This window comes from Microbacterium sp. NPDC077391 (genome assembly GCF_040686955.1).
Taxonomy (GTDB): domain Bacteria; phylum Actinomycetota; class Actinomycetes; order Actinomycetales; family Microbacteriaceae; genus Microbacterium; species Microbacterium commune.
In genome coordinates this window covers 38192-61870 of the sequence record NZ_JBFBMI010000005.1, presented here as the reverse complement: position 1 = coordinate 61870, position 23679 = coordinate 38192, and the positions used below count along the sequence as shown (strand labels likewise).

At 70.5% G+C, this 23679-nt stretch carries 24 protein-coding genes and 1 tRNA gene; 18 read left to right on the top strand and 7 right to left on the bottom strand.

The annotated features are described in order from the left end of the window. Positions 1-12: 12 nt before the first annotated feature. Positions 13-279 carry a DUF3039 domain-containing protein gene (locus AB0O65_RS12800; RefSeq protein WP_071640714.1) on the top strand — a complete coding sequence of 89 codons (267 nt, stop codon included), beginning with the start codon at positions 13-15 and terminating at the stop codon, positions 277-279. Positions 280-291: 12 nt separating this feature from the next. Here AB0O65_RS12800 and AB0O65_RS12795 read toward each other — a convergent pair whose 3' ends face one another. Beyond that, the gene (locus AB0O65_RS12795; protein WP_071640716.1) at positions 292-1611 is read right to left on the bottom strand and encodes a nicotinate phosphoribosyltransferase; all 1320 of its coding nucleotides are present in this window, start codon (positions 1609-1611) and stop codon (positions 292-294) included. Positions 1612-1691: 80 nt separating this feature from the next. Here AB0O65_RS12795 and AB0O65_RS12790 point away from each other — a divergent pair, with 80 nt between their 5' ends. The 5 genes from AB0O65_RS12790 to AB0O65_RS12770 all read left to right on the top strand — a co-directional run bounded on the left by AB0O65_RS12790 (position 1692) and on the right by AB0O65_RS12770 (position 6544). Next, positions 1692-3152, top strand: coding sequence for a glycoside hydrolase family 3 N-terminal domain-containing protein (locus AB0O65_RS12790; protein ID WP_071640718.1), 1461 nt, complete (start codon positions 1692-1694; stop codon positions 3150-3152). Positions 3153-3246: 94 nt separating this feature from the next. After that, positions 3247-4116: a glutamate racemase gene (murI, locus tag AB0O65_RS12785; protein ID WP_071640720.1), complete on the top strand. Its 870-nt coding sequence runs from the start codon at positions 3247-3249 to the stop codon at positions 4114-4116. Between the two features lie 79 nt (positions 4117-4195). Further along, entirely contained in the window at positions 4196-4942 is a 747-nt protein-coding gene (gene rph / locus AB0O65_RS12780; protein ID WP_313480426.1) for a ribonuclease PH, read from the top strand. Beyond that, on the top strand, positions 4939-5532 hold the full coding sequence (gene rdgB / locus AB0O65_RS12775) for an RdgB/HAM1 family non-canonical purine NTP pyrophosphatase (protein WP_071640724.1): 594 nt from the start codon (positions 4939-4941) through the stop codon (positions 5530-5532). Before rph ends, rdgB begins: the two co-directional genes overlap by 4 nt. Positions 5533-5623: 91 nt before the next feature. Next, entirely contained in the window at positions 5624-6544 is a 921-nt protein-coding gene (locus AB0O65_RS12770) for a cation diffusion facilitator family transporter (RefSeq protein ID WP_071640726.1), read from the top strand. Positions 6545-6547: 3 nt separating this feature from the next. On the opposite strand, the gene AB0O65_RS12765 is transcribed toward AB0O65_RS12770, so the two are convergent. Continuing rightward, entirely contained in the window at positions 6548-9010 is a 2463-nt protein-coding gene (locus AB0O65_RS12765) for an ATP-dependent DNA ligase (RefSeq protein ID WP_313480427.1), read from the bottom strand. A 66-nt stretch (positions 9011-9076) separates the two neighbouring features. Here AB0O65_RS12765 and AB0O65_RS12760 point away from each other — a divergent pair, with 66 nt between their 5' ends. Continuing rightward, the gene (locus AB0O65_RS12760) at positions 9077-10018 is read left to right on the top strand and encodes a Ku protein (RefSeq protein WP_363385603.1); all 942 of its coding nucleotides are present in this window, start codon (positions 9077-9079) and stop codon (positions 10016-10018) included. Between the two features lie 13 nt (positions 10019-10031). Here the strand turns inward: AB0O65_RS12760 and AB0O65_RS12755 are convergent, their stop codons facing one another. Further along, positions 10032-10796, bottom strand: coding sequence for a VTT domain-containing protein (locus AB0O65_RS12755; protein WP_071640730.1), 765 nt, complete (start codon positions 10794-10796; stop codon positions 10032-10034). Positions 10797-10851: 55 nt separating this feature from the next. Next, positions 10852-10933, bottom strand: a tRNA-Leu gene (locus tag AB0O65_RS12750). Positions 10934-11043: 110 nt separating this feature from the next. Here AB0O65_RS12750 and AB0O65_RS12745 point away from each other — a divergent pair. From AB0O65_RS12745 to AB0O65_RS12715, 7 genes are read left to right on the top strand one after another with little or no spacing between them, the layout of a single operon-like run. After that, complete coding sequence (locus AB0O65_RS12745) at positions 11044-12186, top strand: ATPase, T2SS/T4P/T4SS family (RefSeq protein ID WP_363385599.1); 1143 nt, start codon at positions 11044-11046, stop codon at positions 12184-12186. Next, positions 12183-13040 carry a type II secretion system F family protein gene (locus AB0O65_RS12740; RefSeq protein ID WP_071640732.1) on the top strand — a complete coding sequence of 286 codons (858 nt, stop codon included), beginning with the start codon at positions 12183-12185 and terminating at the stop codon, positions 13038-13040. Before AB0O65_RS12745 ends, AB0O65_RS12740 begins: the two co-directional genes overlap by 4 nt. After that, the gene (locus tag AB0O65_RS12735) at positions 13037-13975 is read left to right on the top strand and encodes a type II secretion system F family protein (protein WP_071640734.1); all 939 of its coding nucleotides are present in this window, start codon (positions 13037-13039) and stop codon (positions 13973-13975) included. Before AB0O65_RS12740 ends, AB0O65_RS12735 begins: the two co-directional genes overlap by 4 nt. 31 nt (positions 13976-14006) lie before the next feature. Next, positions 14007-14192: a hypothetical protein gene (locus AB0O65_RS12730; RefSeq protein WP_071640736.1), complete on the top strand. Its 186-nt coding sequence runs from the start codon at positions 14007-14009 to the stop codon at positions 14190-14192. A gap of 12 nt (positions 14193-14204) precedes the next feature. Then, positions 14205-14606: a TadE/TadG family type IV pilus assembly protein gene (locus tag AB0O65_RS12725; RefSeq protein WP_071640739.1), complete on the top strand. Its 402-nt coding sequence runs from the start codon at positions 14205-14207 to the stop codon at positions 14604-14606. After that, complete coding sequence (locus AB0O65_RS12720; RefSeq protein WP_313480431.1) at positions 14575-15048, top strand: TadE family protein; 474 nt, start codon at positions 14575-14577, stop codon at positions 15046-15048. Before AB0O65_RS12725 ends, AB0O65_RS12720 begins: the two co-directional genes overlap by 32 nt. Next, the gene (locus AB0O65_RS12715) at positions 15045-15479 is read left to right on the top strand and encodes a pilus assembly protein TadG-related protein (RefSeq protein WP_363385592.1); all 435 of its coding nucleotides are present in this window, start codon (positions 15045-15047) and stop codon (positions 15477-15479) included. Before AB0O65_RS12720 ends, AB0O65_RS12715 begins: the two co-directional genes overlap by 4 nt. An 8-nt stretch (positions 15480-15487) precedes the next feature. On the opposite strand, the gene AB0O65_RS12710 is transcribed toward AB0O65_RS12715, so the two are convergent. Next, positions 15488-16711 (bottom strand): MFS transporter, encoded by a 1224-nt coding sequence (locus tag AB0O65_RS12710; RefSeq protein WP_313480450.1) that lies wholly within the window; start codon positions 16709-16711, stop codon positions 15488-15490. A gap of 133 nt (positions 16712-16844) precedes the next feature. Here AB0O65_RS12710 and prfB point away from each other — a divergent pair, with 133 nt between their 5' ends. After that, the gene (gene prfB / locus AB0O65_RS12705) at positions 16845-17954 is read left to right on the top strand and encodes a peptide chain release factor 2 (RefSeq protein WP_071643603.1); all 1110 of its coding nucleotides are present in this window, start codon (positions 16845-16847) and stop codon (positions 17952-17954) included. A 65-nt stretch (positions 17955-18019) separates the two neighbouring features. Here prfB and AB0O65_RS12700 read toward each other — a convergent pair whose 3' ends face one another. Then, positions 18020-19066: a DUF2510 domain-containing protein gene (locus tag AB0O65_RS12700; protein ID WP_071643604.1), complete on the bottom strand. Its 1047-nt coding sequence runs from the start codon at positions 19064-19066 to the stop codon at positions 18020-18022. Positions 19067-19228: 162 nt separating this feature from the next. Between AB0O65_RS12700 and ftsE the strand changes: the two genes are divergently transcribed. From ftsE to smpB, 3 genes are read left to right on the top strand one after another with little or no spacing between them, the layout of a single operon-like run. Further along, positions 19229-20263 (top strand): cell division ATP-binding protein FtsE, encoded by a 1035-nt coding sequence (ftsE, locus tag AB0O65_RS12695; RefSeq protein ID WP_071643640.1) that lies wholly within the window; start codon positions 19229-19231, stop codon positions 20261-20263. After that, a complete protein-coding gene (gene ftsX, locus AB0O65_RS12690; RefSeq protein WP_071643605.1) occupies positions 20260-21174 on the top strand; it encodes a permease-like cell division protein FtsX in 915 nt (304 codons plus the stop codon). Before ftsE ends, ftsX begins: the two co-directional genes overlap by 4 nt. A 59-nt stretch (positions 21175-21233) precedes the next feature. After that, on the top strand, positions 21234-21710 hold the full coding sequence (gene smpB, locus AB0O65_RS12685; RefSeq protein ID WP_071643606.1) for an SsrA-binding protein SmpB: 477 nt from the start codon (positions 21234-21236) through the stop codon (positions 21708-21710). A 3-nt stretch (positions 21711-21713) separates the two neighbouring features. Here the strand turns inward: smpB and AB0O65_RS12680 are convergent, their stop codons facing one another. Then, positions 21714-23567: a prolyl oligopeptidase family serine peptidase gene (locus AB0O65_RS12680; protein ID WP_363385584.1), complete on the bottom strand. Its 1854-nt coding sequence runs from the start codon at positions 23565-23567 to the stop codon at positions 21714-21716. Positions 23568-23679: the final 112 nt, after the last annotated feature.

Here is a 23679-nt window from a genome sequence, read left to right as displayed (position 1 = left end):
TAGAATCTCGGCATGAGTACTCCGCTGGACAGCCCCGATCAGGGTGGCGTGGCAACGCTCGATCGCGAACTCGAAGAGCTGCTGCAGGAAGAGCATCTCGAGCCGGGGGACCACGAGCGCTTCTCGCACTACGTCAAGAAGGACAAGATCCTCGAGTCGGCGATCACCGGCAAGCCGGTGCGCGCGCTCTGCGGCAAGAAGTGGACTCCGGGCCGCGACCCGGAGAAGTTCCCGATCTGCCCGACCTGCAAAGAGATCTACGAGAGCATGGTGTCCTGACGCGTCGTCGCGTCAGTCCGCATCCACGAACAGAGTCGGGATCGCCGGGTCCGATTTGCTGAGGGCCAGCGCCCGCACGGGCAGCTCCTCCCGCACCCGCAGGTGATGCTCTCGCGCCGACGCGGTCCCGGTGGCGCCCTCGTGCGCCGCATCGATCTCGCCGCCGTCGACGAGAACGACCTGCAGTGCGCGGGCGTCAGGGTGCTCGGCAGCCGTGTCGACCTGCTCGAAGCCGTCGGCGACCGACACGGTCTCGGCGACAGCGACGCCCGCGTCGAGGGTGCGGAACGCCGCCTTGCGTCCGCCCTTCGACCCCTTGTCGGTGGATGCCTTGGCCACGGCGACCCAGCCACCGGAGGAGTCCTGTCGGGCGACGAGCTTGTAGACCATGCTCGCGGTCGGGTAGCCGGAACCGGTGACCACGGAGGTGCCGACCCCGTAGAAGTCGACGGGGGAGGCCGCCAGGGCGGCGATCGCGTACTCGTCGAGGTCGCTCGTCACCGTGATCTTCGTCTCGGTCGCCCCGAGCTCATCGAGCTGCTGGCGGACGGCCGCCGCGACCAGCGGCAGATCGCCCGAGTCGAGCCGCACCCCGCCGAGCCCCGTGCCGGCGACACGAATGGCCGTCTCCACGCCCTTGCGGATGTCGTAGGTGTCGACGAGCAGCGTGGTGCCGGTGCCGAGGCTCTCGATCTGAGAGCGGAACGCATCCTCCTCGGAGTCGTGCAGCAGAGTCCACGAGTGCGCCGCGGTGCCCATCGTAGGGATACCCCACTGCCGCCCGGCCTCGAGGTTGCTCGTCGACGCGAATCCCGCGATGTACGCGGCGCGGGCGGCTGCGACCGCGGACTGCTCTGCTGCGCGACGCGAGCCCATCTCCGCGAGCGGGCGCTCGCCGGCGGCGATGCTCATCCGCGACGCCGCCGTCGCGACCGCGGAGTCGTGGTTCAGCACGCTCAACGCGAGTGTCTCGAGCACGACGGCGTCGGCGAACGTGCCCTCGACGGTGAGGATCGGGGAACCGGGGAAGTACAGCTCGCCCTCGCGGTAGCCGCGGATGGTTCCCGTGAATCGGTAGTTCTCGAGGTAGGTGACGGCCTCGGCATCCACCACGTCGTTGTCGCGCAGATACCGCAGCTCGTCCTCGCCGAAGCGGAAATCGCGCAGCAGCGTCAGCAGGCGCCCGGTGCCGGCGACGACCCCGAAGCGACGGCCGCCGGAGAGGCGCCGCGAGAACAGCTCGAACACGCTCGGTCGCGACGCGGTGCCGTCCCGCAGCGACGCGGCCAGCATGGTCAGTTCATAGCGGTCGGTGAGGAACGCGGAGCTCATCGGGCCAGTGTATCCAGCCGCCGGGTCGGGGATACTGGTCAGCGGACGCCCGCCCCCACGACCCGCGACGGAGCCTGCGCATGTCAGACGAGCTGACCCGACTCGTGAACGGAGTCCTGTGGCCCGGATTCCTCGGTTCCGAGGTGCCGACGTGGCTCGGCATCGCGCTCGATGAGGGGCTCGCGGGCGTGGTCTACTTCGCGCAGAATCTCGTCGGTGACACGGCCGCGCTGAGCGCGAGCATCCACGATCGATCGCCGCGTGCGCTGATCGGCATCGACGAGGAGGGCGGCAGCGTCACGCGGCTCGAGACGCAGGGCGGATCCACCGTCCCGGGGGCGGCGCAGCTGGGCGTCGTGGACGACGTCACGGCCACGGAGGCGACCGGCTACGAGATCGCGCGACGCGTCGACGCCGTCGGCGCCGACGTCGTGCTCGGCCCGGTGGCGGATGTGAACAGCGACCCGCGCAACCCCGTGATCGGGGTGCGCTCCTTCGGCGACAGCGCCGACCTCGTCTCCCGACACGCCGCCGCCGCGGTGCGGGGCATCCAGCGAGCGGGGCTCGCGGCGTGCGCCAAGCACTACCCCGGGCACGGCGACACGCGCACCGACTCCCACCACGATCTGCCCGTCCTCACCCTCACGCAGCGCGAGATCGACGAGCAGCATCTTCCGCCGTTCGCCGCCGCGGTGCAGGCGGGGGTGCGCTCGATCATGACCGCGCACATCGGCTCTCCCCTCTGGGGAGACGCTCCCGCCACCCTCAGCCCGACCGTGCTCGGGCGGCTGCGCGCCGACGGCTTCGACGGGGTGATCGTGAGCGACGCCCTCGACATGGCCGCGATCCGGGAGCGGGCGGGGATCGGCGGGGGAGCGGTGCAGGCTCTCGCCGCGGGCGTCGACCTGCTGTGCATCGGCAACCCCACGAACCCCGGAGCGGCGATGCTGCCCGATCAAGACGAGCGGGACTACCGCTCGGCACGCGACGCGATCATCGCGGCGATCCGCAACGGCGAGCTCGCCCGCGAGCGGGTGGAGGAGGCGGCCCGGCGCGTCGCGTCGATGGCGGATGCCGTCAGGCGGCGCCCCGAGCCCCCGGAGGCGGTCTTCGACGCGGACAGCATCGCCGATCGTGCGGTGCGCGTGCAGGGCGAGCTGCCGGCTTTCACCGACGAGCCGACCACGGTCATCGACCTGCGCACCCCGTCGAGCCTGGCGGTGGACAGCGCGGCGGGTCACGTCGCACGGGTTCTCGCCGTCGGCGGCGAGATCGTGCGCTTCGACGCATCGTCGGCCACGAGGAGTCAGCTCGCCGATGCTGCCCGTCGAGTGATCGCGCGGCAGAGCGTCGTGCTCGTCGACTGTCTGGACGTCGGGTGCGCGCAGCGGGCCGTGCTGGATGCGCTCCGCGCTGCCGCGCCCGGCGTCGTCGCGGTGAACGTGGGGCTGTTCGCGGAATCCGACGGCGTCGTCGTCTCGTCGCCTGCCGCCAGCGCGCTCGCCGCCCGCGCCGCCCGGCGCGCCCTGCGGGGGCGCTGACGCCGTCGAACAGCAGCCGCGGGCCGTACTCGAAGAGCGGCACCGGAGGCGTCCGCACCCGAGAGCAGCATGCCGCCGACTAGGCTTGAACACCATGGACGACGCACCGATCGGGATCTTCGACTCCGGTGTCGGCGGACTCACGGTGGCGAGGGCCATCCGCGCGCAGCTTCCGCAGGAGTCTCTGGTGTACATCGGCGACACGGCGCACTCGCCCTACGGGCCGAAGCCGATCGCCGACGTCAGGCGGTACAGCATCGAGGTGCTCGACGCGCTCGTGGACCAGGGCGTGAAGATGCTCGTGATCGCATGCAACACGGCATCCGCGGCGGTGCTGCGCGACGCCCGCGAGCGGTACGACGTGCCGGTCGTCGAGGTGATCGGCCCTGCCGTGCGGCGCGCCGTCTCGACCACGCGCAATGGCCGCGTCGGCGTGATCGGAACGGTCGGCACGATCGGTTCGCGGGTGTACCAGGACATGCTAGAGGTGAACGAGCGCCTGGAGGTGTTCACCGCCGCGTGCCCTCGCTTCGTCGAGTTCGTCGAGGCCGGCATCACCGGCTCGCCCGAGGTGCTGGCCGTGGCCGAGGAGTACCTCGCCCCGTTGCGGGATGCCAGGGTCGACACCCTCGTGCTCGGATGCACGCACTACCCGTTTCTGCGCGGCGCGATCAGCTACGTGATGGGCGAGGGCGTCTCGCTCGTCTCGAGCGACGACGAGACCGCCGCCGACGTCTACCGCCAGCTCGTGAAGCACGACCAGCTCGCATCCCCGGGCGCCGTCGCCAGCTACGTCTACGAGGCGACCGGCGATTCGGCGGAGGACTTCACCGCCCTCGCGAACCGGCTGATGGGCCACGAGGTGCGCGACGTGCAGCTCGTGCAGACCGGCGTGATCGATCTGCCGTACCTGCTCGCGGCTGAAGCCGACGAGGTCGGCCGTGACGGCACCGTCCAGTCCTGACACCCCCGCCTTCGACCCGCTCCGCCCTGAACCGCTCCTTCCTGAACCGCTCCGCCCTGAATCGCTCCGAGAGGACACCATGTCAGACATCGTCCGCGCCGACGGGCGCAGCACCGACCAGCTCCGCGAGATCACGATCGAGCGCGGCTGGTCCGCGCACGCCGAGGGCTCGGCGCTGATCAGCTTCGGCGGCACGAAGGTGCTGTGCACCGCGTCGTTCACCAACGGCGTGCCGCGCTGGCTGACCGGCAAGGGCAAGGGGTGGGTGACCGCCGAGTACGCGATGCTGCCGCGTGCCACCAACTCACGCAACGACCGCGAGAGCGTGAAGGGCCGCATCGGCGGTCGCACGCACGAGATCTCGCGCCTCATCGGCCGCGCGCTGCGCGCGGTGGTCGACACGAAGGCGCTGGGTGAGAACACCATCGTCATCGACTGCGACGTGCTGCAGGCCGACGGCGGCACCAGGACCGCGGCGATCACCGGGGCGTACGTCGCGCTCGCCGACGCCATCGAGTGGGGTCGGGACAAGAAGTTCATCGGTCGCAACGCGAAGCCGCTGCTCGATACCGTCGCGGCCGTCTCGGTGGGCATCATCGACGGCGAGCCAATGCTCGATCTCGCCTACGTCGAGGACGTCCGCGCCGAGACCGACATGAACGTCGTCGTCACCGGACGCGGGCTCTTCGTCGAGGTGCAGGGCACCGCCGAGGGCGCGCCGTTCGACAAGCGCGAGCTCGACGCCCTGCTCGACCTGGGAATCGCCGGCTGCGCGTCGCTGCAGCAGCACCAGCTCGCGGCGCTGGCCGAGGGAAGCGCCGAATGAAGGTCGTCCTCGCCACGCACAACCCGCACAAGGTCGCGGAGTTCCAGCAGATCGTCGCCGCCACCCGTCCCGACCTCGAGGTGATCGGGTACGACGGGCCCGAGCCGGTCGAGGACGGCGTCACCTTCGCGCAGAACGCGCTGATCAAGGCACGCGCGGCGTTCGCACATACAGGGCTGCCGGCGCTCGCCGACGACTCCGGAATCTGCGTGGACGTGCTCGGCGGATCCCCCGGCGTCTTCTCGGCGTACTGGGCGGGGCAGAAGAAAGATGCCACGGCCAACCTCGCGCTGCTGCTCGACCAGCTCCGCGACGTCGCCGACCCCCACCGCACCGCGCAGTTCCACTCGACCATCGCGCTGGTGACCGCCGACGGCGCAGAGCGCACCGTCGAGGGCGTCTGGCCCGGGCGCCTCGCGCACCGGGCATCCGGCTCGGGGGGATTCGGGTACGACCCGATCTTCATCCCCGACGGTCAGGACCCGGCCTCGGAGCGCTCAGTAGGCGAGTTCACCGACGCCGAGAAGCAGTCGCAGTCGCATCGGTCCCGCGCCTTCCAGGCTCTGATCCCGCTGCTCGCCGCGCTGTAGCACCGCCCCGCCCGGGCTGTTGAGAACCGTTACCGTTCCCGTGTGCTCGGAAAGGGCCTCGAGAGCGTGCCGCCCGGCCTAGCCTGGAGGCATGCACGACCACGCACCCGCCGCCGGGGGGATTCGCGACGCCGGCCACCGGCGCCTGCTGGCGATCTCGCTGACGCTGACCGCCACCGTGATGGTGGTGCAGGTCGTCGGCGCGATCCTGTCGGGCTCGCTGGCGCTGCTCGCCGACGCCGCGCACATGTTCACCGACTCGTCGGCCCTCGTGATCGCCCTGATCGCGACCGCGGTGGCCGCGCGACCCGCCGATGACCGGCGCACGTTCGGCTACCAGCGCGCGGAGGTGTTCGGTGCGCTGATCAACGCCATCATCCTCATCGCGCTGATGGTCGTGGTCGCCGTGCAGGGCATCCAGCGGCTGATCGACCCGGGCGAGGTCGAGGTGGCGGGCCCGCTCATGCTGGCCGTCGCAGTCATCGGCCTGATCGCCAACGCCATCGCGATGTGGGTGCTCAGCCGCGCGCAGAAGACGAGCATCAACGTGCGCGGCGCCTACCTCGAGGTGATGGGCGACCTGATCGGGTCGGCGATGGTCATCGTCGCCGCCGTCGTGATCGTGACCACGGGATGGATGCCGGCCGACGCGATCGCCTCGCTGCTGATCGCGGCGCTCATCCTGCCGCGCGCGATCTCGCTGCTGCGGGAGGTGTTCTCGGTGCTGGCGGAGTCTGCACCGCAGGGCATGGCGGTCAGCGAGATCCGCGAGCATCTGCGGGTGTACCCGGGCGTCGTCGACGTGCATGACGTGCACGTGTGGCAGCTGACCCGCGGCGCCCCCGTGTTCACCGCGCATGTGACGGTGGAACCGGCCGTGCTGGCATCCGGTGGTTCGTCGCGGCTGCTGCAGGAGCTGCAGGGCTGTCTTGCGCACCACTTCGACGTCGCCCACTCGACCTTCCAGCTCGAGCCCGCCGATCATGACGAGTGCGAGGCCGCGCACGCCTGAGGGTCAGTCCTCGACGCGCACCTCGTCGGGCGACTTGTCCGGCCGCAGCCCGCGCCAGCGGGAGTGACGCAGGATGCCGCCCGGTGACCAGTTCGCGAACTCCACCTCGCCGACCAGTTCCGGACGCACCCACAGCGCATCGGATGCATCGGGGGAGGGCACCTGCAACGGAGCGGTCTGCACGCGCAGCGGCTCGAGCTGCACGGCGAGATCGCGCAGCATCCGGTCGGTGAATCCGGTGCCCACCCGACCGACGTAGCGCAGGCCGCCGTCGGACTCCGGTGACGGCACGGCGAGCAGCAGCGAGCCGATCCCGTCTCGACGGGCGCCCTGACCGGGCCGGATGCCGACGACGACGACCTCCTGGGCATGCGTCCGCTTGAGTTTCAGCCACGAGCTCGAGCGTCGCCCTGGTCGGTACCGGGAGTCGGGGTCTTTGGCGACGACACCCTCGAGGCCGAACTCCCGACTCGCGTCGAGAGCGGCCTCGAGATCGTCGAAGACGGGCGGCACCTGCACCGGAGCGTCGAGATCGGCGGCGAGCTGCTCGAGCAGCTCGCGCCGCTGGCGCAGCGGCATGCCGGTGAGGTCGTGCCCGTCGAGTCGCAGCAGATCGAAGAGCATGTAGCTGATCGGGGTGCGCACGACCTCGCGTTCGATCTCGCGGCCCTTGGTGAGGTGCATCCGATTCTGCAGGAGGGCGAAGCTGGGGCGCCCGTCGTGGTCGAAGGCGACGATCTCGCCGTCGACCACCGCCTCGGCGGCTGGCAGGTGCGGGGCTCCGTCGGCGGTGAGCTCGGGATAGCGAGCGGTGATGTCGGTGCCGCTGCGGGCGCGCAGAGTGAACCGGCCGATGCCGTCGCCATCGCGCTGCCACGTGCCGATCGCTCGGATACCGTCCCACTTGATCTCCGCCCACGCCGGCTCGCTGAGCGAACGCGCGAGGCCCGGCGTGCCGGACTCCGACAGCATCGGCGGGATGAACGGGGGCACCGCGGTGGCGTCGGCGCTGTTCTCCTGCTCGGGTGGAGACGGTCTCCCGGTGCGGCGAGGGGATCGCCGGCCGGGGGATGGCTGCGCGTCCGCATCCTTCATGCGGTGCAGCAGCCACTGCGACTTCTCGCCCTCGCCGCCGGTGCGGATCAGAGCGAGACGGGCTGTGCCGAGCCTGCCGCCCGGCTGCCCGGTGAACGTGCCGATCACCTCCTCGTCGCGCCACTTCTCCAGTGAGACCGTGCCGGTGTCCCACACGGTCATGGAACCCGCACCGTACTCGCCGGCCGGGATCTCGCCCTCGAAGTCGAGGTACTCGAGCGGGTGGGGTTCCGTCATCACCGCCAGGTGGTTGCGGTCGGCGGTCTCCGGCACGCCCTTCGGCACCGCCCAGCTGACGAGCACGCCGTCGCGCTCGATCCGCAGGTCGTAGTGCAGCCGACTGGCGTGGTGCTCTTGGATCACGAACCGCGGGGCATCGCCCGAGCCCGCATATGCCGTGCGCGGCATGGGCTCGGGAGTCTTCTCGGCGTCCCGTTTCGCGAGGTACGAGGTGAGCGCGGTGCTGGGCGGTGCGAGGGCCGCCAGGGGGTCGACGCCGGAGCGCATCCGCTCGAGAACCTCGTGCAGGTCGAGGTGCCGCAGAGCCGGGTCGTCGAGCTCATCCCACGTGCGTGGCGCCGCGACCCAGGGGTGAGCGCGTCCGCGCAGGGAGTACGGCGCGATGGTGGTCTTGGACGCGCTGTTCTGACTCCAGTCGATGAAGACCCTGCCGCCGCGCTGCGACTTCGCCATGACGTGGGTCGCGAGGTCGGGATGGTCGGCCTCGATCAGCCGCGCGAGCTCCTTCGCCACCGCCGAGACGTCATCGCTCGACTGCAGGCCGGTGCCGTCGTCGGCCGTGGGCAGGCGGGCGTACAGGTGGATGCCCTTGCTGCCGCTCGTGACCGGCATCGGCTCCAGCCCCATCCCGCCGAGGATGACGCGGGCGATCCGCGCGACCTCGGCGCACTGCGCGAGGCCCACATCGGGACCCGGGTCGAGGTCGAGCACGAGCCGGTCCGGCATCCCGCGTCCGCCGGAAGGGGTGAAGCGCCACTGCGGCACGTGCAGCTCCAGAGCGGCGATCTGCGCGAACCAGACGAGCGAGGCGACATCGTCGGCGAGCGGGTAGTCCTTCGGGCCGTCGGAGTGCTCGATCGGCATCCGCCTGATCCAGTCGGGGGCCCCGCGCTCGAGCTGCTTGGTGAAGAAGCTCCCGCCGGGCGCGTCTGCCGTGCCGACCCCGTCGACCCACCGCTTGCGGGTGACCGGGCGTCCGCGCAGGTGCGGCAGCATGAGCGGCGCGATCTGCGAGTAGTAGGCGATCACCTCGCCCTTGGTGGTGCCGGTCTCGGGGTAGACGACCTTGTCGAGGTTGGTGATGCGCAGGCGACGGCCGTCGATCTGAACGACCTGCTCGCCGGATGCCATGGGGCCAGGTTAGTGGGCATCCGCAAGCCCCTCGCGACTGGCGGCGGCCTGGTGTTCACTGAGGGCATGAGAAGCATCTGGAAGGGCGCTCTGACGTTCGGACTCGTGAACGTCCCGGTGAAGGTGTACTCCGCGACCGAGGACCACGACGTGCCGCTGCACCAGGTGCACCACGAAGACGGCGGGCGCATCCGGTACCAGCGCATCTGCGAGATCGACGGCGAGCCCGTCGAGTACGCCGACATCGACCGCGCCTACGTCGACGACGGGCAGACGATCGTGCTCACCAAGGACGACCTGGCGTCGCTCCCGGCCGAGAAGAGCCGCGAGATCGACGTCGTCGAGTTCGTGCCCAGCGACCAGGTCGATCTGCTGACCCTCGACAAGGCGTACTACCTGGAACCCGACTCGAAGTCGCCGAAGGCGTACGTGCTGCTGCGCAAGACCCTCGAGCAGACCGACCGCACCGCCATCGTGCGCTTCACCCTGCGGCAGAAGACCCGCCTCGCCGCGCTGCGCGTGCGTGGCGACGTGCTCGTGCTGCAGACGCTGCTCTGGGCGGACGAGGTGCGCGAGGCCGCTTTCCCCGCGCTCGACGAAGACGTGAAGATCAGCACGAAGGAGCTCGAGATGTCGGCAGCTCTCGTCGAGAGCTACTCCAGCGACTTCGACCCGGAGGAGTTCGTCGACGAGTACCAGAAGGAGCTGCGCACCCTCATCGACGCGAAGATCGAGGCGGGCGAGGGCTTCGACGCGGCCTCGACCTTCGGCGACGAGCGCGAGGCCGAGAAGGGCGGCGAGGTCATCGACCTGATGGAGGCGCTGCGCGCCAGCGTCGAGCGCACCAAGGCGGCCAGGAAGGGCGGCGCGGCGGTGGATGCCGAGGACACAGCCGACGACGGGGACGCCGACGAGGAGAAGCCGACGCGCAAGAAGGCGGCCCCGAAGAATGCGGCCCCGAAGAAGCCGGCGGCGAAGAAGGCGTCGACCAGGAAGAAGGCCGGCTGAGCCTTCGGCAGGGTCAGTGCTTCCCGTCGCCGTCGAGGTCGGGCGCACGGTCGAAGACCTCGGGATCCAGCCGCAGGGCCTCTGCCTCGGCGGCATCCGTGTCGACGTCGTCTCCGCGGGCGGCGGCCTTCTTGGCCTTGTACCGCTCGACGAGGTAGTGCCACAGGGTGACGACGGCGGTGCCGCCGACGGCGAGCAGCAGGATGAGGTCGATGTAGTCGACGACGAGGTCGCGGATCCACGGGATGTAGGCGATCAGGTAGCCGACCATCGTCAGGCCGAAGCCCCACAGCAGCGCGCCGATCAGGTTGAACAGCGAGTACCGCTTCCACGGCATGTGGCCGACTCCCGCGGCGACCGGGGCGAAGGTGCGCACGATCGGCACGAAGCGGGCGAGGATGATCGTGATTCCGCCGAAGCGGTCGAAGAACGCGTTGGTGCGCTCGACGTTCTTCACGCTGAACAGGCCGGATTCCTTGCGCTCGAACACCGCGGGCCCGCCCTTGTGTCCGATGAGATAGCCGACCTCGCCGCCCACGAACGCCGCGAGCGCGATCAGCAGCGAGACGCCCCAGATGTTCACGCCGAAGATGTCGCTGGTGTGGGTGAGCAGCCCGGAGATGACGAGCAGCGTGTCACCCGGCAGCAGGAAGCCCACCAGCAGCCCGGTCTCGGCGAACACGATGAAGCAGACCACCGCGAGCGCCCAGGCACCTGCTCCCTCGATGATGTTCGCCGGGTCGAGCCATGGGATCAGCGCCGTCGGGGCCTGGAGCATGGTGTGGAGCAAAAGAGTTCCCGTCGTTCGATATCGGCGGAGTGCGGAGATGCGGTGCGGAAGATGGGACTTGAACCCACACGCCCGGGGGCACAGGAACCTAAATCCTGCGTGTCTACCGATTCCACCACTTCCGCGCGGTTTTGAGTCTAGCGATCGAGTCGGTCGGGTTTTCCGTAGATTCGCCCTACGGCTTCCTGTGGATAACTTCGACGCGGGCGTGTCGATCTCTGTCAGGATGCCCGGCGTGAGCTATCCGTCCGCCGCCGTCGCCGAGAGAGTGCGTCGGCGTCTGCGCCTGGAGAACACCGATCCCTCCGCCGAGCCCGACGAGGCGCGTCGGATCGCGCAGCTGGAGGTGCGCAGGCACAACGACCTCGCCCTGCAGCGGGGCGAGGCGATGATCGACGACGAAGCGGCTCTCGTGCGCGATGTCCTGGCCTCCGTCTCGGGGTTCGGTGCGCTGCAGCCTCTTCTCGACGACCCCGAGATCGAGGAGATCTGGCTCAACGGTCCCGACCGGGTGTTCGTCGCGAGGGGCGGGGCGACGCACCGCGTCGACCTGCAGCTGACGGATGCCCTGATCCGCGACCTCGTCGAGCGGATGCTGCAGACCACGGGCCGCCGCGTCGACGTGAGCCAGCCGTTCGTCGATGCGTCGCTGCCCGACGGATCGCGTCTGCACGTCGCGATCGCCGACGTGGTGCGTGGATCCTGGGCGGTGAACATCCGCAAGTTCCTGACGCGGCACCGCACCATCGAGGCGCTGGTCGCTCAGGGCTCCGTGCCCTCGCAGGTCGCCGACCTGCTGCTGGCCGGGCTGCGCGCGGGACGCAGCATCATCGTCTCCGGCGCCACGCACGCGGGCAAGACCACGCTGCTCGGTGCTCTGCTGTCAGCCTGCGCGGCCGACCAGCGCATCATCACGGTCGAGGAGACGTTCGAGCTCGCCGTTGACGGCCCGGACGTGGTGGCGCTGCAGGGCCGTCAGGCGAGTCTCGAGGGCACCGGAGAGATCACGCTGCGCCGGCTCGTGAAGGAGGCCCTGCGCATGCGACCTGATCGCCTCGTCGTCGGCGAGGTCCGCGATGCCGAGGCGCTCGATCTCGTTCTCGCCCTGAACACCGGCGTGCCCGGCGCGGGCACAGTGCACGCCAACTCGGCCGCGGAGGCACTCGAGAAGCTGGCGCTGCTGCCCCTGCTCGCCGGGCGCAACATCGACCGCTCCTTCATCGCGCCGGCGCTGGCATCGTCGATCTCGTTCGTCGTGCACTGTCGTCGGGAGGCAGACGGGTCGCGTCGGGTCGTCGAGGTGATCGCGCCGACGGGCGAGGTCGCCGACGGCCGCATCGTCAGCACCTCGGTCTACCGGGCGGAGGAGGCGACATGACTCTGCTCGTCGGCGCGCTGCTCGGTGCGGGGCTGCTCCTGTGCGTGTCGCCGTGGCTCTGGCCGCGCCAGGAGCGACCCGCTCGCGATCCGCGCAGCACGCGTCTGCGACGGCTGCTGGATGAGGCCGGGCATTCGCGCACGCCGACGCGCACGATCGTCGCGGTCATGGTCGCGATCGCCGCGGTGTCGGCCGCCCTCGCATGGCTGCTCACGGGCATCCCGGTGCTGGTCTCCCTCGCTGCGCTCGCCGGCGCTGCCGCTCCCGTGATGTTCCTGCGCGGACGCAGGCTGCGGCTGCGTAAGGCGCGGCGGCAGATGTGGCCGGACGTCTGCGATCTGCTGGTCGCGGCCATCCGTGTGGGGCTCTCGCTGCCGGATGCGGTGGCGAGCCTCGCCGAATCGGCGCCGCCGGCCGTGCGTCCGGCGTTCCAGGTCTTCGCCCGCGACCTGCAGTCGACCGGACGCTTCGAGTCGAGCCTCGACCGGCTGAAGGCGACGCTGGCCGATCCGATCGCCGACCGCATCGCCGAGACGCTGCGGATGGCCCGCCAGGTCGGCGGCACCGAGCTGACCGGCGTGCTGCGCGCGCTGTCGTCGTCGGTGCGCGCGGATGCCGCGCTGCGCGGCGAGGTCGAGGCGCGGCAGTCGTGGATCCGCGGCGCCGCCGTGCTCGGCGCGGTCGCCCCCTGGGTGATCCTGGGCCTGCTCGTGATGCGCCCCGAGGGTCGCGACGCGTACGGCAGCACCGAGGGAGTGCTCGTCATCCTCGTCGGCGCGGTCGTGTCGGTGGTGGCGTTCCGCATCATGCTGCGCATCGGGCGGCTGCCCGAGCCGGAGCGGTGGTTCGGATGACCGCCGCGACGGATGCCGCCATCGCGGTGCTGCTGGGCGGGTCGCTCGCGCTCGGCCTGCTCGGCGTGCTCTCGGCGCTGCCGCGCTGGGGCGCACCCTCTCTCGAGCGACGGATCGCGCCGTACGTGCGCGATGTGGTCGACGATGATGCGCTGCCGGCGGGCATCCTGCCGGCCGTCAGCGTCATGCCGGTGCACGGCCGGCGACTGTGGGAGAGGCTGCGGGAGATGTTCGACCGGATGCTCGGCGGTGGCGACACGCTGCGGCTGCGTCTCGCGCAGGCCGGCGCCGACCAGACACCTGCAACCTTCCGCGGGCGTCAGCTCGCCTGGGGAGTGACCGGACTCCTGGTCGGCGCGGTCGCCGTGGTGGTCATGGCGGTCTCCGGGCGCATGACTCCGCCGGCCGTGCTGCTGCCGGTCATCGCCGCAGCCGGCGCGGCGATCGCATACGACATGCAGCTCACCGCGCGGGCACGCTCTCGTCGCGCGCGCCTGGCCGACGAGCTGCCCACGACGCTGGAGTTCCTCGCCCTGTGCCTCTCAGCGGGCGAGTCGCTGCTCGACGCGCTGCGCCGCGTGTCGGCGATCGGCACGGGGGAGCTGACCGGAGAGCTGCGTCAGACGGTGCTGGCGGTGCACACCGGGTCGCCGCTCGCGGACGCGCTCGGCGAGACAGCCACGCGGCTGCAGCTGCCGGGGCTCTCCCGGGCCACCGACCAGATCGTCGCCGCCCTCGAGCACGGTGCGCCGCTCGCCGCGGTGCTGCACTCGCAGGCTGCCGACGCCAGAGACGAGGCGAAGCGCGTGCTCATCGAGCAGGCAGGGCAGAAGGAGATCCTCATGCTCCTGCCGCTCGTGTTCCTGATCCTGCCGCTGAGCGTGCTGTTCGCGGTGTATCCGGGCCTGTTCATCCTGCGACTGGGCCTGGGCTGACAACGATCGACGATCCGGAGGGAGAAGAGAGATGAAGAAGCTGGAGAGGTGGTTCGCGCTCGGCCGCGACGTGGTGGAGGACGAACGGGGCGACGTGCCCGGCTGGGTGCTGGTGACGCTGATGACCGCGGCGCTCGTCGTGGTGATCTGGGCGGTCGCCGGTCCCGCGCTGGTCGACCTGTTCGAGCAGGCGATCTCGCGCGTCTCGGGCATCTGACCGACGCTCGGGATGCGTGCGCGCTCTCTCCTCGCCGATGAGCGAGGGTCGAGTCCCGTCGAGTTCGTGCTCGTCGGCGCGCTGCTGACGGCGCTCACCCTCGCCGTGCTGCAGATCGCGCTCGCCGTGTACGTGCGCAACGTCGTGCACGACGCGGCGGTCGAAGGCGCGCACCACGCGGCGCTCGCCGACACGACGCTCCAGGAGGGCGCCGCGCGCACCGAGGCCGTGATCACCCGAGCAGTCGGGGACGAGTACGCCGGAGACATCGGGGTCGGAGAGGACATGAGCCTGGGGCACCCGAGCGTGCTCGTGCGCGTGCGCACGACGCTGCCCGTGCTGGGTCTGCTCGGCGTTCCGTTCGGATTGGAGGTGGAGGCGCGTGCGCCCGTCGAATCGTTCGGAGACGACTGAACCGCTGCTCGACGACGAGACCGGTTCCGCCGCCCTCGAGTTCATCGTCGCCGGCCTGCTGCTGCTCGTCCCGCTCGTGTACCTCGTGCTCGTGCTGGGCGCGCTTCAGGAGCAGACGCTCGGCGCGGAGGCCGCGGCGCGTCACACGGCGCGGGTGATCGGTCAGGCGCCGGATGTCGAGACGGCAGCCGAACGCGCGGATGCCGTGCTCGCCGGCGTCATCCGGGAATACGGCATGGACGAGGACGCCGTCGACGTGGGGATCAGCTGCCGTCCGGCATCCCCCGCATGTCCGAGCGCCGGGGCGACGGTGATCGTCACGGTGCGAGCGGAGGTGACGCTGCCCCTCATGCCGCCGATCTTCGGGCTCGATGAGCTGGCGGCCATACCCGTCGAGGCGCAGGCCGCGCAGAAGGTCTCGAGACTGTGGGGGAGCGGATGAGCGGCTCGGCGCGGTTCCGCGCCGCGCTCGCGGGCGACGACGGCAGCGTGCTGCCGCTGGTGCTCGGGTACGCGATGCTCGCGATCGCGGTGATCTTCGTCGGCGTGTGCGCCACCGACCTCTACATCGCCCAGAAGCGTCTCGACTCGCTCGCCGACGCGGCGGCGCTCGCCGGATCCGACGGCTTCACCCTCGAAGCCGAGGGAGAAGGCGTGCGAGCCGAGCTCACCGACGACGGTGTGCGCGACCAGGCATCCGCGGTGATCGGGGCGGTCGACTCCGCGGCGAGCCTGGTGTCGGCGGGAACGCCCGACGGGGTCTCGGCGCGGGTCACGGTCGCCGCGGCCTGGCATCCGCCGCTCCTCTCGCCGTTCGTGCCCGACGGGGTGCCGCTCGAGGCGACGGCGACGAGCCGCACGGCGCTGCGGTGAGCGGGATGTCAGTGCTCGCGTCGCGGCAGGAACTTCGGCGTCCAGACCGCGAAGCCCGCGGCTCCCAGCAGCGCAACCCCGCCCATCACCGCGGTCGCGAGGGGCAGCGAGGCCAGCGCCACGATCGACGCGATCATCACCGGGGCTGCCGCGCCCCCGGCATCCGTCAACGTCCGCCACGCCCCGAGGAACGTCGCGGGATCGGTCTCGGGGGCGAGATCGGCTCCGTAGGTGAGCAGGATGCCACTGGAGAGGCCGTTGCCGAGTCCGAGCACCGCGGCCATCAGCGCGAACCACATCGTCGCCTGATCCAGATCATGCGTGAACGACAGGGCGATGAGCCCGGCACCCATCAGCAGCATCGCGGGAAGCGCCGCCCAGATGCGGCCGAACCGGTCCATCACCTGGCCGCTCGCGTAGAACAGCGCGAAGTCGATGGCGCCGGAGACGCCCACGACGATGGCGATCGTGCTGGCATCGAGCCCGAGCGACACCCCCCACAGCGGCACGATCACCTGGCGAGCCGATCGCACCGCCGACAGCGCCGCGGCGGAGAGGCCGAGGCGCATCAGCACACCGCGGTAGTACGAGATGGTCTCGAGCACGCCGTAGCGATCGCGCGTGGGGATCGACCCGGTGACGACCTCGCCGGAGTCCTCTGCGACCGCAGCGCCGGTCGGCTTGAGCAGCACCGGGCTGCTCTTCTCGGGGTCGGGGCCGAACAGCACGAGCGGCACGATCGCCGCGCAGCACACGATCAGCGCCCAGATCGTCGACTGCTCCGACCCGGTCAGCTGGATCAGCGCGGCGGCGACGAACGGCCCGATGAAGACGCCGAAGCGGAAGCTGCCGCCCAGCAGCGACAGCGCCCTGGCGCGGAACCGCGGTGGCACCCGGGTCGTCATGAAGGCGTGCCTGGCCAGACCGAAGGCGGCGGCGCAGAAGCCCAGCACGAACACCGATGCGGCGAACAGCGCGAGGTGCTCGGCGAGCAGCATCCCGACGCCCGCGGCGATCGACAGCACACCTGCGACGACCATCGTGACCCGCTCGCCGACCTTCGCGACCAGCGCGCCGGCGGGCAGGTTGCCGCACAGCTGGCCGATCACGAGCGCAGCGGCCACGAGCGCCGCCAGCGACACGTCGGCGCCGAGTCGCGTCGCGATCACGGGGATCAGGGGGATGACCGCGCCCTCGCCCAGCGAGAAGAGCACCGTCGGCGCGTAGACCATAGGCCCGAACCGTCTCAGGACACCCGCCGCACTCTCGCTCACACCGCTCACGCTAGCCCGGCCCGCTGCCGCCGAACGGCAGGACATACCGCGGTCAGGGAAGCGCGTCCGCGGCGCGATAAGGTGGACTGCCATGTTCGAACTCGATCTCTCCGCCGACATACAGGCCCTGCGACACACCTTCGGCGACATCCGCGAGGTCGTCGACGTCACCTCCCTGCGCGAGGACATCGCGCGACTCAGCGAGGAAGCGGGCGCCCCCGACCTCTGGGACGATCCCGAGAAGGCGCAGAAGGTGACCAGCGCGCTCAGCCACAAGCAGGCCGACCTCAAGCGCATCACCGAGGTCGAGCGCCGACTCGACGACCTCGACGTCCTCATCGAACTCGCCAACGAGATGCAGGATGACGACTCCGCCGCCGAGGCGCGCGCCGAGCTCGACTCGCTCACGCAGACCATCAACCAGCTCGAGGTGCAGACGCTTCTGGACGGCGAGTACGACGATCGCAACGCGATCATCACCATCCGCTCGGGTGCCGGCGGCGACGACGCCACCGACTTCGCCGAGATGCTCATGCGCATGTACCTGCGCTGGGCCGAGCAGCACGGCTACCCGGTGAAGGTGATGGACACCTCGTACGCCGAGGGCGCCGGCATCAAGTCGGCGACGTTCGAGATCACCGCCCCCTACGCGTTCGGCACGCTGTCGGTCGAGGCCGGCACGCACCGACTGGCGCGGATCAGCCCGTTCGGTTCGGCCGACAAGCGGCAGACCTCGTTCGCCGCGGTCGAGGTCATCCCCCTCATGGAGGAGGCCACCGAGGTCGAGATCCCCGAGAACGACCTGCGCGTCGACGTGTTCCGGTCCTCCGGTCCGGGCGGGCAGTCGGTGAACACGACCGACTCGGCCGTGCGCCTGACCCACCTTCCCACCGGCATCGTCATCTCGATGCAGAACGAGAAGTCGCAGATCCAGAACCGTGCCGCGGCCATGCGACTGCTCCAGACCCGACTGCTGCTGCTGCAGCGGGAGCAGGAGGCGGCGAAGAAGAAGGAGCTCGCGGGCAACATCACCGCCAGCTGGGGCGATCAGATGCGCTCGTACTTCCTCTACGGCCAGCAGCTGGTCAAGGACCTGCGCACCGGCCACGAGTCCGGCAACCCGGCCAGCGTCTTCGACGGAGACCTCGACGACTTCATCTCGGCGGGCATCCGCTGGCGCAAGCGCAAGGAAGAGGACTGATCCTCGCCTGACATGAAGACGGGCCCGGGAGCGCTGCTCCCGGGCCCGTCTTCATCACTGCGGCGTCATTGGCTGCACGTGCCCGCCGCCTCGGCGAACGTCGACGCGAAGTCCAGTCCGTCCGCCGGATCGGTGAAGTCCGTGCTGCCGGCGGCGACCATCTGCAGGGCCTCATCGCTCATCTCCGACGCGTAGAACGCGTCACCCAGGCAGAGCAGGAGATCATCGGGGAAGCCGCCCGCACCGGACTCGTCGACGATCGTCTCCAGTCCCGTCGCCAGCTCCTGCGCCGACGGGCGCTCGCCGCCGGCATCGGGCGCGGTCGTCTCCTCGTCGTAGGGCTCGTCCGATGCGTACGGCTCGTCGGTGGCGTACGGGTCGTCGGAAGACTCCCATGAGTTATCGGCGAGGGTCGTGAAGAGGGTGACGCTGAGCACGATCGTGGCGACGATGCCCATCACGATCGACAGGACCAGACCGGCGATGCCCGGCCACTTCGCGGTGTTCTTGATGAACAGCGCGATGATCGACACGACGAACGCGCCGAAGAGCAGGAACGATCCGATGCCGAAGGTGATGAGACCAGGGACGCAGGCGATGATGCCGCCGATGACCGCGAGCCCGAGGCCGACGTATCCGAGCACGGGGGTCTTGCGCGGTCCGGCATCGGGTGCCGGGTAGGCGCCGCCGTACCCTGCCGCGCCGCCGTAGGGTGCGGGTGCGGCGTAGGCGTTCTGCGCATCGCCGCCGCCGGCGCCGGGATAGCCCTGCTGACCGTAGCCGCCCTGGCCGTACGCATTCTGGCCGTACGCGTCCTGGCCGTACGCCGGCGCGTCGCCGAACCCGCTCTGCGGATAGCCGTCCGGCGTGACCGCGGGGTAGGCCTCGGTCGGCTGGGTGGCCTCGGTCGCGCCCGGCGCGACCGGCGGGATGTATTCGCTGTGCGGCTCGCCGGATGCACCGGCATCCGGCGTCACGTCGTCACCCGCAGTCGACTCCGACGGCGCGGCTGCCGGGCTGCTCTCCGGGGCGTAGTGCTCGGTCCACTGCTCGCCGTCCCACCAGCGCTGGCGCCCCGATCCGTCGTCATACCATCCTGCGGGAACGCTCATGGCCTTCTCCTCGTCTTCGTCTGCGCCGTCGGCCGGAGCCGCGCGACCTGCTCTCGTGACGCATGCGCGCCCTTACGTGTATATCAGTCGCGGTCGACGGGAACGGCCCGGGGGAGTGTCGCTGGCAGCGCTGGCCCGGCCCGCGCCTAGGCTCGTATGGCCATGATCCGGTTCGAGAACGTCACAAAGCGCTATCGCGGCACGAAGCGCCCCGCACTGTCAGAAGTCGACTTCAACGTCGACGCGGGGGAGTTCGTCTTCCTCGTCGGAGCCTCCGGCTCCGGCAAGTCGACGTGCCTGCGGCTGATCCTCCGAGAGGACGTCCCCTCCGCCGGCCGCGTGGCCGTGCTCGGCCGCGACCTCCGCTCACTCGCCAACCGCAAGGTGCCGTATTTCCGGCGCCACATCGGATCGGTGTTCCAGGACTTCCGTCTGCTGCCGTCGAAGACGGTCGCGCAGAACGTGGCGTTCTCGCTTCAGGTGATCGGCTCGTCGCGCGGTTTCATCCAGCAGGCGGTGCCCGAGGCGCTCGCGCTGGTGGGTCTCGACGGCAAGGCGAAGCGGATGCCGCACGAGCTCTCCGGCGGCGAGCAGCAGCGCGTCGCGATCGCGCGGGCCATCGTCAACCGGCCGAAGGTTCTGCTCGCCGACGAGCCCACCGGAAACCTCGACCCGGCGACGTCGGTGGGCATCATGCAGCTGCTGACCCGCATCAACGCCGGCGGCACGACGGTGGTCATGGCGACGCACGAGGCGGCGTTCGTCGACCAGATGCAGCGACGTGTCATCGAGCTCAAGGGCGGGGAGATGGTCCGCGACGAGGTGGGCGGCGGCTACGGCGACACCTCCAGCATCCCGCGCCTCACGCCGGAGGCCGTGCCAGGGGCTGCGGCCGCCGCGGCGCTCACCGCGGTGCAGGAGATCCAGCGCGAGACGATCACCGGCGTCGTGCCGACGCCCCCGGTCGAGCAGCCGGCGACCGCCCGTCCGGCAGCCGCTCAGGATGCCGTGGAGCCGAGCGCGCAGGGTGCCCCGTGGCCGCCCGCCGTGGCCACCCCGCCCGAGGAGCGGGCGACGGCCGCGGTTCCGCGAACCACCCCGATCGTGATCCCGGAGGTGGAGGTCGCCGAACTCGGCATGGCCGACCGGCTCGGCCTCTCGCGTGACGACGACGAGGAAGTGGGCCCGACCTCATGAACTTCGGACTCATCGTCGGCGAGGCCCTGATCGGCCTCCGCCGCAACATCTCCATGGTCATCTCGGTGGTCCTGGTGACCTTCGTCTCGCTGACGTTCGTCGGCGCGGCCATCCTCATGCAGACGCAGATCCAGACGATGCGCGGCTACTGGGGTGAGAAGGCGGAGGTCACCATCTACATGTGCTCGCCGCTGTCGACGTCGCAGAACTGCACGTCGGATCAGGCGACCGAGGAGCAGATCGCCACGGTCAAGGACGATCTCGCGGGGCCCGCGCTGAAACCGCTGATCAGAGAGGTCGCCTTCGACGACAAGGAGACGACGTACCAGAACTGGGTCGAGCGCTTCGGCGAGGAGCAGGCGAACGCGTTCGGCGTCGAGAACATGGGCGTGGCGTTCCGCGTGACCATGAAGGATCCGCAGCAGTCGCGCGTGCTCACCGAGGCGTTCTCGGGAGTCGCCGGCGTCGACGAGGTGCAGGATCAGCGTCGACTGCTCGATCCGCTGTTCTCCGCGCTCACCGTCGCGACGTACATCGCGGTCGGTGTCGCGGCCCTCATGCTGATCGCCGCCGTGCTGCTCATCGCCACGACCATCCGGCTCTCGGCGTACGCGCGCCGGAAGGAGATCGGCATCATGCGCCTGGTCGGCGCGTCGAATCGATCGATCCAGACGCCGTTCGTGCTCGAGGGCGTCTTCGCCGCGTTCCTCGGATCGGTGTTCGCCAGCGCGGCTGTGCTGGCGGGAGTGAAGTTCGGCGTCGAGGGATACCTCGCCGAGCGGGTGCCGTTCATGCGCCCGCTGGTCGACATGCAGGACGCCGTCTTCGTCGTGCCCGTGCTCATCGGCATCGGCGTCGTGCTGGCGGCCCTGTCGGCCGGCTTCGCGATCCGGCGGTGGCTGCGCACCTGACCCGTCGAGGGGTGCGGTAACCGGTAGGGTTGAGGGCTGTCTGTCGTCAGGAGAAGAACATGCCCAGGGAACGCGGGGAGAAGGTCGTCGCGACCAACCGACGCGCGCGTCACGATTACAACCTCGAGAAGTCATACGAGGCGGGTCTGGTGCTCACCGGCACCGAGGTCAAGTCCCTGCGCCAGGGGCGCGCGAACCTCAGCGACGGCTACGCGTACGTGAAGGGCGGTGAAGCTTTCCTCGACGCGGTGCACATCCCGGAGTACTCCCAGGGGCACTGGACGAACCACTCCGCCAAGCGCATCCGCAAGCTGCTGCTGCACAAGGACGAGATCCGCAAGCTCGAGCACGCCGTCTCCGCTGGCGGCTACACCCTCATCCCGCTGAAGCTGTACTTCTCGGACGGCCGCGCGAAGGTCGAGATCGCACTCGCGAAGGGCAAGAAGGAGTACGACAAGCGGCAGACCCTGCGCGAGCGCCAGGACACGCGCGAGGCCGAGCGCGCCATGCGCCTGCGCAACCGCGTGGGGGAGTAGCGGCTACCGCGCGGCGTCGAACCCGAACGTCCGACCCAGGAAGCCCAGTTCGGCCTCGAGCGACGCGATGATGGTCTCCGCCGCGCGGAAGCCGTGGCCCTCGCCCTCGAACAGCAGGTACTCGTGCGGCACGCCCCTGGCGGCGAGGGCGTCGCGGATCGCCTCCGACTGCGAGGGCGGCACCACCCGGTCGTCCGAACCCTGCTGCAGCAGCACCGGCACGTCGATCCGGTCGGCGTGCGAGAGCGGCGACCGCTCGATGTACACGCTCTCCGCCTCGGGCAGCGGCCCGACCAGACCGTCGATGTAGTGCGCCTCGAAATCGTGGGTCTCGGCTGCCAGCATCCGCAGATCCGCCACGCCGTATCTCGAGATGCCCGCGGTGAAGGTGCCGCCGCGCACCAGCGCGCAGAGCACCGTCCACCCTCCGGCGGAGCCGCCGCGGATGGCGATGCGGGCGGGGTCGGCCAGACCCGATTCGGCCATGCCGCGTGCTGCGGCGATGACGTCGTCGACGTCGACGATGCCCCACTGCCCGTCGAGGCGCTCGCGGTAGGCGCGGCCGTAGCCCGTCGAGCCGCCGTAGTTCACGTCGAGCACGCCGATGCCGCGGCTGGTCCAGTACGCGTACGCCGTGGATGCCGCGCCCGAGACGTGCGCGGTGGGGCCGCCGTGCACCATGACGATGTACGGCGGCAGATCGCCCTCGGGCGCTGAGACGTCGGGGTTCGTCGGCGGATAGTCGAAGGCGTGCACCGGGCCGTGCGGACCGCGGAAGGTCACCGGGCGCGCGCGGGGGATCCACCGGGCATCCGCCGCGTCGCCCCCCGTGACGGTGGTGATGGTGCCGTCGTCCAGGTCGACGCACCACAGCCCCGCCCCGACCGCCCGCCCCGCGCCCGAGATGAGCACGCGAGCGCCGCGCGCGTCGTCGATGCTCGCGCCGGACGTGATCGGCAGCGTGAGCAGCTCGATGGCGTCGCCGTCAGGGGAGATCAGCACGATCTCGTCGGCCCCGTTCGTGCGCACCGCCACGACACGGCCGTCGTCGAGAGGCTGGTACCAGCGGTTGCCGAGCACCCAGAGGCCGCCGCCCGTGTCGGCGTCGGCGGGTGCCACCGGCTTTGCGGTGTCGCCGACGCGCAGCCGCTGCAGGTTCCACCGGCCTGATGGATCATCGAGGTAGAGCAGCTCGTCGTCGCTCACCCACTCCGGCTGCAGGGCGGCACGGGTCGGCGTCGACGCGAGCGCGTCGCCGTCGACCGACGCCACGTGCAGCAGCGCCTGCTCCCAGGGCATCCGGACGGTGCTCCACTGCACCCAGGCGAGACGCTGTCCATCGGGTGAGAGGGCGGGATGCGCGACGAAGCCACTCGTCGAGACGAGGGTGCGCACAGCCGACTCGTCATCGGCCGCGGCGCCGTCGAGGGGGACCTCCACGATCGCGCGCACGTGCTGCTCGGGGCGAAGATCCTCCTGCACCGCGAGCAGCCGTCCTCGCTGCAGCCGCAGTCCGCCGTATGAAGGTCCGGCCGCGGTCAGCGGCTCGGGAGCGGCGCCGGGCGACATCCGGTGGATCCGCTGGTCTGCGCCGTGCACGAAGTACAGGGTGCCCTCGGCATCGGCGGTCCACGACCCGCCGCCGTACTCGTGCACGCGGGAACGCGCGTTCCACGGCGCGGGGAGGATCTGGTCGCCGCTCGAGCTGCGCACCGTCACCCGGCCGCCCTCGGCGGGAACGGATTCGCCCCACCACACCTCGTCGCCGACGAAGCGTGCTCCGTCGATGCGGGGGGATGCCTGCGCGATCATCTGAGCGGTGAACGGGGAGGGCCACGAGCCGTGCGGTGCGGTCATGCATCGAGCCTAGCCAGACCCGCAGGTGACACACGGCGTCACAGAGTGTGCGCCGCGGCGAGGGGCTGTCCTACCGTCTGAGAACACCCCGCAGACCGAGCCTCGAAGGAGA